Raw genomic sequence first — 12,341 nt, forward strand, 5'->3', positions numbered from 1 at the left:
CGACGCCCCAGCCGATCCCGTTGTTGCCGTTGCTATTGCCGCCTACGTTGCTGGTCCCGCCGACGCCCCAGCCGATCCCGTTGTTGCTGTTATTACCGCCGCTTACGCCACCGACGCCGCCCACCCCGCCGGAACCATTCGCATTGTTGCCTTTACCATTCTTACCCGCATATCGATCGAGACCGTATCCCCATGACTCATCTTCCGTGCCATTCGAAGAGGCGGGTCCCGATACATCCTCGTTCGTCGGATCTTCATTCACGATACTGGTGGACGGCTCCGTGCTTCGTCCGTCCGTAACGGTGCCGCCGCCTCCAATGTCATCATGTATCCCCGATGTATCGAAGAGGTTTCCGTTTTCAAGACCCGCGACGATGGCTCCCCATGACTTCCCCGAATCACGCATGGAGGCGATCTTTGATGCGTCCACGTTATAATAGCCCGACAGCGTATCCGTGATTGACTTCTCCAATTCACGAAACTCCACACGGGCCAGCGCCAGTGTATTTTTCAAGGCATACCGTTCATCCGGTGTGGCTTCCGGGTGCCTGTTGATAATGCTCAGGTCCTTTTCAATAATTGATACGAGGTTGCCCGCAACATTCGCCTCGTGAATAAGAGAAAAAAGGCCCTCGGGGACAACTCCGTTTGGAACTTCATGCCCGAGGGCCGTTTGCGTCAGGGCACACAGAGGAATCATGCACACAACGATGAGCATAATCGCCGGGATAAAGCCGAACGGCTTTCTCCTTCCATATATGATCCTCTCTGACACGTCCCTGTCCCCAACATTTTTTCGTTAGTAAACGAAACCACTCCTCTTATACATTCTATATCATTATATTTAAACTAAAACAAGCGTTTTTTCCACATCGGCGATTCGACTACTTCTTGCCGCCGCCCTTACCGCCGCCCTTGCCGCCGCCCTTGCCGCCGCCTTTGCCGCCGCTGTTGCCTTTCCCGTTGTCGCTCTTGCTGTTATTGGATTTGTCCTTGTTCTTGCCGGGAGCGTTTTCGGAATTTCCGGGCGCCGCGGCCAGTGAGTCATCCTCCGCGGCTTCCGCGATGGACTTCTTATTCTCCTTCATGGCCTTGGCGGTGAGCTTGGCGGCATTCTTCACCTTTTCCATCGCCCTGACCGTGAAGCCCTCCTCGGCATGCTTTGTATGGCCGAGCCCCAGGGTGCTGGGATGAACCCCCAGTTCGTGACAGATCTCACCCCAGCCCATACCGCTTTCCCGCATCGCCTTGACGCTGTCGACATCAACATCAGCGACAGCCGCCGTTGCCTCTTCAGCTGCGGTCTCCTTTTCGGCCAGGTTGTCCTCCGCCGCGGTCAGGGCGTCTTCAGCCTCGGTTACCCCGGCTTTTGCATCCGCCAGAGCCGCCTCCGCGGCGGCGACCTCTTCTTCAGTGGCGTCGGGATTGCTCTTCACCGTATCCAGGTTCGCCTCGGCCTCCGCCACCGCTGCATTCGCGGCGTCCAGCGCCGCAGCGGCCTCATCCGCCAAAGATGCGGCCTCTTCCTGGGCCTCAACCGCCTCGGCTGCCTCCGCCTCCAGGGCCGCTACCGCCGCATCGGCGACGTTCTCGGCCTTCTCTTCCTGGGCGGGATTCCAGTTCGTTCCCCCCTCCTCTTCACCGTCTTCTCCCTCGGCAACCGTTCCCTCGTCCGATGTATCGTCGGTATCGCCGACAACCTCATCGCCGACTTCTGTATCAGTCTCGTCCTGTCCCATCACGACACCACCCAGCAAAACAAGCCCGGAGACGAGCAGGACCGTCAGAAGCAAGTGGAGTATTTTTTTCGATTTCATCATTCTTGGTATCCCCCTTTTCCAGATAGTATACACATTATGTGATAAATATATGCAAATACCTTACCAAGAAAACCATAAAAGCCTTGTATGTCCATATTGTGTAGTAATTTCAAATGGTTATCCTTGCCCCCTCTCATTTTCACGCTTCCGGCAAAAAAATTGTTGCTTTTTTGACACGGTCACTAAAGAACAATGATTTCAAGCGGTTAAAAAAATTTTCCTATATGGATTGTTGCAAATGAATTTTGCATGTGCAAAACGTATTTGCGACAATTTGCCCGTTCCCGGGCACATATCCCACCATTCACGATGAACCGACGCCCATTGTTTCCCGTAACTTCAGTTTTCGATGGACACACCGGCCGCGGCGTCTTTATCATACACGGAATGTGAAAAGATGTATCCGGCACATCTCGGCGTTACGATACATAGACCTGCCACGCCCGATAAAAAACCCGAAGCGACTCACCATTCGATGGTGAGTCGTTTCGGGTCGTCTCTCTGTGACGTATTGAATATGCCCTCCGGAATTACCCGACGGGCATGGGTCGTACGACTACTTCTTTTTTTCCTTTTTTTCCTTGACCTGCGTAGACGCAGACTTTTTTTCCAAGGCCGATACTGCGGGGAGCTTCTTTCCCTCTAAAAGCTCGATAAACGCACCGCCGCCGGTGGAGAGATACGAGATGTTCGGAAGCTCTCCGGCGTTCATAACGGCGACATCCGTATCGCCTCCGCCGACTATCGTGAGGGCGTACGATCCGGCCACCCGGGATATCATTGAATAGGTTCCCCGGGAAAACGCATTCATTTCAAACACGCCCATGGGGCCGTTCCAGATAATCGTTTTCGCATCCTGGATGACCAACCCGAACAGGTGTGTCGTCACCGGGCCGATGTCCATGCCAATCCAGTCTTTGGGAATTTCCTGGACCGGTACTATCTTCGTATCGGCCTTTTCATCAAACCGATTGGCGATGACCGCGTCGACCGGCAGGTAAAATTTCACTCCTTTTTTCCGGCATGTCTCGATGATGGCTCCCGCTCGATCCATCAATTCCCTTTCGACGAGGGACTTGCCCGTCTCGTATCCCATCGCCGCCAGAAACGTGAAAGCCATGGCTCCGCCGACGACGAGCTTGTCGACCCGCTCCACCATGTTTTCCAGCGCACAGAGCTTGTCGGTCACCTTCATGCCTCCCAGGATCGCCACCAGAGGCCGGGCGGGGTTCTCTATGGCCCGATCGAAGTAATTCAGCTCCTTTCGAAGCAGAAAACCGCCCACGGTTACATCAAAGTATTTCGTGATCGCGTCGATTGAAGCGTGAGCGCGGTGAGATACGGCGAAGGCGTCATCTATATATACATCCGCCAGGGCCGCAAGTTCACGGGCGAACGCGTCGTCATTGGCCGTCTCTCCGGGATGAAAGCGCAGATTCTCAAGAAGCATTACCTCTTCCGGCCGCATCAGGTCCGCCAGTTCCTGCACCTGCACCCCGATACAGTCCTTGGCCATGATGACGTCCTTATCCAAAAGCCGGGAAAGTCTCCTGGCCACAGGCTCCAGGCTCAGGTTCTCCACCCGCTTTCCGCCGGGACGACCCATGTGGGACATCAGGATGATGCTGCATCCCTCGTCGAGGGCGTAGTTGATCGTCGGCAGGACGCTGCGGATCCTCAAGTCATTGATGATATTCCCGTTTTCGTCCATGGGAACGTTGAAATCCACGCGAATGAGCAGCTTCTTGCCCCTGATGTCTCTGACATTCAAATCATCGATATACGTAACCGTCATACACACACCTATAGTTCTTCACCTATAAAACAGGCAAGGTCAAGCAGCCGTTCCGTATAGCCGCTTTCATTGTCGTACCAGGCCATGACCTTGGCCAGCATTCCGTCTACTACGTAGGTTATGGGTGCGTCGAAAATAGCCGAATACGGCGATGACTGGTAGTCGACGGAAACGAGCTCCTTCTCCGTATAAAGGACAATACCCTTGTAACGATCCTCACTTGCCTCGCGCACGGTATTGTTTATGTCCTCTACCGACGCCTTTGTCTTTAATTCCACCACCAGATCGACCAGTGATACGTTCGGGGTCGGCACCCGCATGGCGAGCCCATCCAGCTTTCCCTTCATATCAGGGATCACCTCACCGACCGCCTTGGCGGCGCCGGTGGTGGTGGGAACGATGTTCATGGCCGACGCCCGGGCGCGCCTCAAGTCCTTGTGGGAGCCGTCCAGGAGGCGCTGATCCATGGTGTACGAGTGGATGGTCGTCATCAGCCCCCGGTTGATACCGAATGCGTCGTTGAGTATCTTGACGATCGGCGCCAGGGCATTTGTGGTGCACGACGCGTTAGAGATGACATTGTGCCGTTCCGGCTGATACTCCTCCTGGTTGACGCCCATCACGACGGTGACGTCAACCCCCTTTCCGGGCGCCGCAATGATGACCTTCCTGGCTCCCGCCGACAGGTGCATGGCCGCATCGTCTCTCGAGCGGAAAATCCCGGTGGATTCCAGGACGACATCCACATCCAGGTCGCCCCAGGGGAGCTTCGATACATCACGGGGCTCGCGGAAGATCCGTACTTCCTTTTTGTTTATATATATCGCGTCGTCGTCGAAGTCAACCTCCGCATCGAAGGTCCCGTGGATGGAATCGTATTGAAACAGATGAGCGAGAATATTGGACTCTGCCCTGCTGTTGACCGCTACAATATCCACATCACCCCGTCGTATGGCGGCCCGCAGCGCATATCTTCCTATTCGACCAAAACCGTTAACTCCTACTCTCAGTGTCACTTGACTATCTCCAATAGCGCTTATATAAGACTGAATGATAATACACAATCCAAGAAGAAATCAAGAAAAATCACCCCCCCTCATACGAGAAATGAACGGTCAAATAAACAGATGGGTACATGTAAAAGAAGTACGGGCCGACATCCCAATGAAGAGAAATATCGCACAGACCGGCGGGAATGAGGGCGGGGCATCATCCGTCTTTCATCGATCCGGTTCGGGAGGACGGCGGGCACGGCGATCCGTCGGCTCGCAGCCGAAAAAAATGGAGCCACGGGGAATTTCCCCGTGGCTCCGTCTTTTTTTCCTTTTTTCCCCGCCCGCTTCGTACACATCCGGCGAGAAACGATTCGAGACGCCCCGTTCCTACAGGCCCACGTCGATGACGTATCCGGGACCGTGGTAGCGATACCCTCCTCCGAGATGTGGGCCCATAGGGGTCATGCAGCCGTCGATACCCACGGAGTGATCGCCGAACCGCTGTCCGTAGCCGCAGCCCACACTGACGCACCCCGAAAGGGCGACGGCGCCCGCCAGAAGCATCCCCACAATCAACGCTCTGAATATATAATATGTGCGTTTCCCTTCCATGACGTCCTCCTCCTCTCCAAAAAACAATAACCCGATATGACCCTTCTCCTCCTGATTATTATTGTGACAAAAAAAGAGAAAACCGTCTGTGCCCAGGCTCACACCGGTATCGGGCGGGATTTTTCACTAAAAAAGGACGGCGAGCGCGCCGAATACTCTCTGTCATGCAAGAAAAGATGAAAAATGAAACGCAATCGGCAGTATGCGGGCATTCGGGGCGAACGAGCCGACTGTCTTGACGCTCCGTCGTCTTCCCCGACTGTACGGTCGAGGCGGCCCCTCTCCCACATTTCAGCCTGAGCGGTTTGTGAAAAAAAAACGCCCCGCTGTGTGACGGGGCGTCTGTCGTCATCTCAAATTTTCTCTTTTTATGTGTGGGAGCGGGATGAGGGCACGGCCCCTCCCCGTCTCTCGCTGCTTCATACCCATCCTCTTCCCGACATTGTCCTCAATCCCCTCTCAACAGATTCGGGGCAGGTCTTCGCCGTAGGGCATGTCGATGACGCGATCGCCCCCGTAGGCGGTTTTCGCGTAGACGGAAACGGCCCGCCGCTTCTCCACAGTACCGATGATCGCCGCCGCCGCCCCGCCCGGTATGGAGCGGATGATCTCGATCGCCCGGGACGCGTCCGTCTCGGCGATATAGGCCACAAGCTTCCCCTCATTGGCCACCGTCAGGGGATCGAGGCCCAGCATCTCCGCCGCCGCCGCCACCTCCGGATTGAGAGGGATGTCCGTCTCCACCAGGGCCGTTGTCACGTCGAAATCGTCGGACAGCTCCACCAGCGCCGCCGCCAGTCCTCCACGGGTCGGGTCCCGCATGACGCGCACATCGATCCCTCCATCGATCAACGCCCGTACGAAGGGCCATACCGGAGCAGAATCCGATTTTACCTGGGTTTCGAACTGTATCCCCTCCCGGCGGCTCATGACGGCGATGCCGTGCTCCGCGATGGATCCGGACAGCAGCACCCGATCCCCGGGCCGAACCGTTCGGTCGTCAAGGTCTATACGACGTATCCCCACGCCGGCGGTGGTGATGAAAATCTCGTCCGCCTCCCCCCGGGCAACCACCTTCGTATCCCCGGTGACGATCGACACGCCGCTTTCCTTCGCCGCCCGACCCGCCGATGCGACGATCCTCTGAAGGGTCTCTATTTCCAGACCCTCCTCGATTACCAGGGAGAGGGATATCGCCAGGGGCTCGGCCCCGGAAACGGCGAGGTCGTTGACGGTGCCGTGGACGCTGAGGCTTCCGATGTCTCCCCCGCTGAAGAACAGCGGTTTGACCACGAAAGAATCGGTGGTGAATACCAAATCCTCCGTTCCGGGAATCCGGGCGGCGTCCGGCAGACGGGAGCTGTCCCCCCCCACCGCCGGGACGATGATTTTCTCCACCAGGTCCCGGGTCAGGGTTCCCCCGCCGCCGTGGGCCAGGACAATTCGATCATGTTTCATACAAGGCTCCTCTCGCACCGGGCGGTGCGCTCCGTGCGGCGATGCGCCGCCTGCTGTATCGGATGTAACCGGTCGATACCGTCGATGTCGTCCGTCGCGTTATCGGCCTTCCCTCTCCGCCCGGGCCGCGGCCACCGCCGCCTGTCCCAGGGAGATGCCGCCGTCCCCCGCCGAAACCAGGAAATTTTCCAGCACCTCTAATCCACTGTCTTTCAGGAGACCGACGAGTCGCTCGGTCAGAAAGGCGTTGGCGAACACGCCGCCGGAGAGCGCCGCCGTATCGACGCCGCACCCGTCCCGGATGCGCGTAACCATATGAAGGATCATCCTCGCCACGCTGTTGTGAAACCGGGCCGCCAGGACCTGCGCCGGGACGCCGCGATCCAGATCGGCTAAGACCGCAGGAAACATATCGGCGGCACGAACCCTCAGGACGCCGCCTTCGTCCTCCCGTATCGACACGGGGTAAAAGCCGTCCTCGTCCGCCGCCTCCTGGGCTTTCGCCTCCAGCTCCATCGGAGCCTGGGAGTGAAAGGTGTTTCGGTTGCAGACGCCGATCAGGGCGGAGACGGCGTCGAACAGCCGCCCCATGCTGCTGGTCAGGGGGCTGTTGAGGCCGGTTGCAAGAAGTCTCGCCGTCAGCCGCCGCTCCTCGTCCCCCAGCACCGGGAGATACCGGCGAGCGGCGTCGTCGGCCCGCTCCCCCAGGGCACAGGCGAGATAGGCATAGGCCATCCGGGGGGGGCTCTTCGCCGCCGCGTCCCCGCCGGGCTGAGGAAGCGGCTCAAGGCTGCCCGCCCGGCGATAGCCGATGATGTCCGCCACCAGGAATTCACCGCCCCAGAGGGTGTCGTCGTCTCCCCACCCCAGGCCGTCCAGGGCCACGCCGATGACCGGATCGGTCCTTTGATGCTCGGCCAGCACCGAGGCGATGTGGGCGTGATGGTGCTGGACATTCACGAGGGGGAGGCCCGATTCTTTGGCGTACCGGGTGGAGAGGTAATCCGGGTGAAGATCCGTCGCAACCGCTTTCGGCGTCACCTCGAGGATCGCCTCCAGCAGGCGAATCGCCTCCCTGAAGGAGTCGTACGCCGCTAGGTTCTTCAGATCCCCGATGTGATGGCTCAAAAAGACGTGGCTCCCTCGGCTTATGGCCACGGTGTTGTTCAGCTCTGCCCCGACGGCCAGGATCTCTCTTCCTTCGGTATCTATCGGCACGGTCACCGGGAAGGGGGCGTATCCCCGGGAGCGGCGAATGAACCGGGGCGCCCCACCGATGACCCGCATGACCGAATCGTCGTTCCTGGTGTGTATCCCCCGATCGTGGATGAAAAAGGCGTCGGCCAGCTCCCCCAAGTCCCTTTGGGCGCCGTCGTTGGTGTAGGCGATGGGCTCGTCGCTGATGTTGCCGCTGGTCATCACCAGGGCGGCATATTCCCCCTTCATCAGAAGGTGATGCAGCGGCGTATAGGGAAGCATGACCCCAAAGCCGTCGCTTCTGGGGGCCGCCAGGGGGGAGATCGGGGCGCCGTCCCTTTTTTTCAAAAGGACGATGGGACGCTCTCCGCCCGCGAGGAGTCGCTCCTCATCAAGTGAGACGACTCCGATCGCGTGAGCGGCGGCGATATCGGGAACCATCAGGGCGAAGGGTTTCTGGTCCCGGTGTTTTCGACCCCTGAGCGTCCTTACCGCGTCGTTGTTCCCGGCGTCCGCTGCCAGGTGAAATCCCCCCAGCCCCTTGACCGCGAGCACCCTCCCCGACTCCAGAAGGCGGATTGCCTCACCCACCGGGTCGTCACGGCCGATGTCCCGGCCGGTCCCGTCCAAAAGGAGCATCCGGGGGCCGCACACGGGGCAGCAGGTGGGCTCGGCATGGTAGCGTCGATCGAGGGGATCGGTATATTCCTCCCGGCAGGCCTCACACATCGGAAACGGCGCCATCGTCGTCCTCGACCGGTCGTAGGGGAGGTCGGTGACGATGGTGTAGCGGGGGCCGCAGTTGGTGCAGTTGATGAAGGGATAGCGATACCGGCGGTCCGTCGGATCGAAAAGCTCACGCAGACACGCCTCACAAGTGGCGATGTCCGGGGAGACCAGGACCGTTCGGGATCCTGTAAGGTCGCTCTCTTGAATGACGAAGCCCGTCTCGCCCAGGACCGGGACATCGTCGGTCGTGATCTTCTCGATACGGGCCAGGGGAGGGGGATCGTTTCTCAGGGCGTCCAGGAAGGAGTCGATACGCATCCGGTCCCCCTCAAGCTCCAGGGTGACGCCCCTCGGCTCGTTACGGACGAACCCACCGAGGCCCAGCCGGGACGCCAGGCCGAAGACGAACGGTCGGAACCCGACCCCCTGCACCACCCCCGTCACCTCGCATCGTACCCGCACCGTCACCTCACGCGCCTCCCGTCCCCGCGAGGTTCGCGGCGTGATTTCCCGTGGGGGATCCCCTGATCTCTCCGCTTCGACATGTCCCTTTGCACCTCGTCAATAATACCGGTAGTAGGCCGCGCAGGTCCCCTCCCGGGAGACCATGCAGGGACCGACGGGATGTGCGGGCGTACAGCGGGTGCGAAAGAGGGGACAATCGGCAGGCGATTTTCTGCCGGTAAGGACCCCGCCGCACAGGCACCCCGCCACCTCTTTCGATTCGACCGTCGGGATATCGAACCGATTGAACACGTCGAACGTCGCATACTCGTCGGCCAGGGCCAGGCCGCTTCCGGGGAGTTTCCCCAGGCCCCGCCACCGGGCGTCCATCGGGCGAAAGACCTCGGACATCATCTTCCTGGCGACCGGATTGCCCTCACGATTGACCGCCCGGCCGTATTGTATCTCCACATCCACCTTGCCTGTTGCGATCTGCGTAAGAATCATCATGACTCCCTGCAGGATATCGGCCGGCTCAAACCCAGTGATGACCGCGGCTTTCCCGCGCCGGGGGATCGGCTCATACGCGTCCACTCCCAGTATGGTGCTCACGTGCCCGGGACACAGAAATCCGTCCACGGAAAGCAGAGGGTCGTCCAGGAGAACCTGAATCGCCGGGGGTATGACCTTGTGGACGGAAAAGACGGAGAAATTCCGTACGTTCCTTTCACGACACCGCCTGAGGGTCGCCGCCACCGTGGGGGCGGTGGTCTCGAAACCGACACCCAGAAACACGATCTCACGCTGAGGCTCCGCCGCCGCGATCTTCACGGCGTCCATGACCGACGCCACAACCCGCACGTCCGCACCCTGTGCCCGGGCGCGCTCCAGGGTATCGCCGTCGGTTCCCGGAACCCGGACCATATCGCCGAAAGTGGTCAGGATGACGCCCGGCAGCCTCGCCATTAAGATCGATCGATCGATATCCTCCACCGCCGTCACGCAGACGGGGCAGCCCGGCCCCGAGATGAGCCGAACGGTATCGGGAAGTCGTGATTTTATGCCGAACCGGCCGATGGCGTGGGTGTGGGTGCCGCATATCTCCATGATGGTGACGGGGGCGTCGATGCCGGCGGCGACGTCCCGCACCCCGGCATAGAGGCGCTCCACCAGGGCGGGATCGCGGTATTCATCGCTATATTTCATCTTCCAACAACTGCCGCAGCATGGCGATCTGCTCCAGGGCAAGCTCCTCGTCCACCTTGTGTATGGCAAATCCGGCGTGGCAGACAATATATTCGCCGATCGTCACCGCTTCATCCATCAGATCAAGGCTCGTCTCGCGCCTGGTGCCTTCAACATCAATAACGGCCTGGTTGTTCTCGTCTATTGAAATAATCTTTCCCGGAAATGCCAAGCACATATTCCGTCTCCTATTCCACCATCATGTCTATAAGTCTCAACTCCTCGGTTCCCCCGACAATCACCACGGCGCTTCCGCCGCAGAGGGGGCACTCCGTATACGAGAATCTGTCCACCTCGCTTTCCCTCCCGCAATCGGCGCATTTGATTTCCACCGGCAATATGGTAAATTCCAGTTCGGCGCCCTGGGCCCGTGTCCCACGGGAGAGGGCCTCGAAGGCCATCGTGAGGGCGTGGGGTTCGATGTGGTTCATGCGGCCGAACGTGAGCCTCAGCGAAAGGACCTTTTCAAACTCCTGCTTTTCGGCATACTCCTCGATGATCACCATGAGGCTCTCCACCAGCGACATCTCATGCACGGGCCGCCTCCCCCAGGGGTCGGCATCCCAGCGCCGAAAGCTCCTCCAGTAAAAGCCTTTCCACATCAACAAACCGCTCTGTCATCCGAGGCGTCATTTCAATGATCATGTCATCGATGCGCTCCGGCACAACCAGGATGAAGCTCGTATGGGGAAGTCTCCCGATCAGCTCCGCTTTGATCAAGACATCCAGAAACTCAATCTCGTGGGCTGATGTGGGCGGGGGAAGGTGGTCCTCGAACTGTTTCCGATCGAACCGATAGACCGAACCCGGCGTATCGTCCGTCTTGATGACGTCGACGATAATGAGGTTTTGGGTGTCGGTAACGGTATCCAGCAGGAGATATCCGAGCACCCCGCCGTCCACAATGCGGACCGAGTCGGGGAACCGGTGACGCCCCTCGAACCAGCGCACGAAGTGCACACCGAAGCCCTCGTCCCCCAGCAGGATATTCCCCAGCCCCAGGACCGTAATATCACATTTTTCCGTCATGTCTGTATCCGCCCTCGGACATCCTCCGTCCGTGTGTCTCCGTCTATTTCCATCCCACGAACGCGAAAACCCGCCCTCTTCATCTCCATCGTTTTACATCCGGCATGGTGGAGGTGCTTTCTCCGATACGCCCTCCCGCCCGGGACATCGCAGGATTCCCGGTTTCTTCACACCGAATATATGAGAAACAGGGGAGAGCCCTCCCGGTTTCCAACGCCGCTCGCGATACGAAAGCGAAAGCAAAATTCTCAATACTCTCGTAGATGGGAAAAGGGGGGATATGCTCCCCCCTTTTTTTAATATAACACAGTTTGTTTTTTTTGTCCCTACTATTGTGCCGTTTACTTGACTTTCTGGAACGTCCTGCCGTTGATCATCGAGGAGACGGTCCCCTCCTTGAAAATCACGTCGTACCAGAACGCCATGTAGATGTGCACAAAGATAAACAGGATAAACAGCCACGTCAGGATATGATGCACATACCTGACACCGGCCAGCCCCCCCATCATCCGTTCCACCGGCCTGAGAATGGCATAGACGACGCCGGTAACCCCGGCATCGTAATTGCCGCCCATCAGGATGAGGCCGGTGATGACGATGAGAAAGACCATGACAAACAACCCGCCGTAGGCCATCGCCTGCAGGGGACCGTACAGGTAATTCCGCTCCGGTTTTTCCTTCGAGACGAATGTGTAGAACTTGATCTGTTTGATGAGGTTCTTCCACTCCGTAAAGGCCAGGAAGTTCTTCCACGAGGCGTGCTGCGCGGGGATGAATCCCAGGTAGACCCTCCAGATGAAGGTGAACACCAGAAACAACCCGAACAAAATATGTACGAATCGGACGTCTCCCATGAAGAACTTATCCACCGTTTCGCCCGCCTCCAGGACGAAGGGTCGGGCGATATAGAAGCCGGTGGCGATCAGAATGAAGATGGTGAGCGCCATCGTCCAGTGTAATATCCTGATGGCCACGGACCATTCTTTTACCGCAACTCTTGTGTCTTCCACCGCAATC

12 protein-coding genes are annotated in these 12,341 nt (G+C 58.6%); all 12 read right to left on the bottom strand.

Going from position 1 to position 12,341, the window contains the following annotated elements; genetic code table 11:
• Nucleotides 1-775: hypothetical protein (locus JW885_10605; protein MBN1882613.1), on the bottom strand; the 775-nt coding region annotated here is incomplete at its 3' end.
• A gap of 109 nt (nucleotides 776-884) precedes the next feature.
• A complete protein-coding gene (locus JW885_10610; protein MBN1882614.1) occupies nucleotides 885-1,820 on the bottom strand; it encodes a hypothetical protein in 936 nt (311 codons plus the stop codon).
• A 556-nt stretch (nucleotides 1,821-2,376) separates the two neighbouring features.
• Complete coding sequence (locus JW885_10615) at nucleotides 2,377-3,615, bottom strand: phosphoglycerate kinase (protein MBN1882615.1); 1,239 nt, start codon at nucleotides 3,613-3,615, stop codon at nucleotides 2,377-2,379.
• 8 nt (nucleotides 3,616-3,623) lie between these two features.
• On the bottom strand, nucleotides 3,624-4,631 hold the full coding sequence (gene gap, locus JW885_10620) for a type I glyceraldehyde-3-phosphate dehydrogenase (protein ID MBN1882616.1): 1,008 nt from the start codon (nucleotides 4,629-4,631) through the stop codon (nucleotides 3,624-3,626).
• A 366-nt stretch (nucleotides 4,632-4,997) separates the two neighbouring features.
• Nucleotides 4,998-5,222, bottom strand: coding sequence for a hypothetical protein (locus JW885_10625; GenBank protein MBN1882617.1), 225 nt, complete (start codon nucleotides 5,220-5,222; stop codon nucleotides 4,998-5,000).
• Nucleotides 5,223-5,681: 459 nt separating this feature from the next.
• Nucleotides 5,682-6,680: a hydrogenase expression/formation protein HypE gene (gene hypE, locus JW885_10630; protein MBN1882618.1), complete on the bottom strand. Its 999-nt coding sequence runs from the start codon at nucleotides 6,678-6,680 to the stop codon at nucleotides 5,682-5,684.
• 99 nt (nucleotides 6,681-6,779) lie between these two features.
• Nucleotides 6,780-9,074 (bottom strand): carbamoyltransferase HypF, encoded by a 2,295-nt coding sequence (gene hypF, locus JW885_10635; protein MBN1882619.1) that lies wholly within the window; start codon nucleotides 9,072-9,074, stop codon nucleotides 6,780-6,782.
• 93 nt (nucleotides 9,075-9,167) lie between these two features.
• Nucleotides 9,168-10,256 (bottom strand): hydrogenase formation protein HypD, encoded by a 1,089-nt coding sequence (gene hypD / locus JW885_10640; protein ID MBN1882620.1) that lies wholly within the window; start codon nucleotides 10,254-10,256, stop codon nucleotides 9,168-9,170.
• Complete coding sequence (locus JW885_10645; GenBank protein MBN1882621.1) at nucleotides 10,246-10,473, bottom strand: HypC/HybG/HupF family hydrogenase formation chaperone; 228 nt, start codon at nucleotides 10,471-10,473, stop codon at nucleotides 10,246-10,248. The genes hypD and JW885_10645 overlap by 11 nt, the downstream gene beginning before the upstream one ends.
• 10 nt (nucleotides 10,474-10,483) lie before the next feature.
• Complete coding sequence (locus JW885_10650; protein ID MBN1882622.1) at nucleotides 10,484-10,831, bottom strand: hydrogenase maturation nickel metallochaperone HypA; 348 nt, start codon at nucleotides 10,829-10,831, stop codon at nucleotides 10,484-10,486.
• On the bottom strand, nucleotides 10,824-11,324 hold the full coding sequence (locus JW885_10655; protein ID MBN1882623.1) for a HyaD/HybD family hydrogenase maturation endopeptidase: 501 nt from the start codon (nucleotides 11,322-11,324) through the stop codon (nucleotides 10,824-10,826). The genes JW885_10650 and JW885_10655 overlap by 8 nt, the downstream gene beginning before the upstream one ends.
• Before the next feature lie 341 nt (nucleotides 11,325-11,665).
• The gene (gene cybH / locus JW885_10660; protein MBN1882624.1) at nucleotides 11,666-12,334 is read right to left on the bottom strand and encodes a Ni/Fe-hydrogenase, b-type cytochrome subunit; all 669 of its coding nucleotides are present in this window, start codon (nucleotides 12,332-12,334) and stop codon (nucleotides 11,666-11,668) included.
• Nucleotides 12,335-12,341: the final 7 nt, after the last annotated feature.

This window comes from Candidatus Zymogenaceae bacterium (assembly GCA_016931225.1).
GTDB lineage: Bacteria > Desulfobacterota > Zymogenia > Zymogenales > Zymogenaceae > JAFGFE01.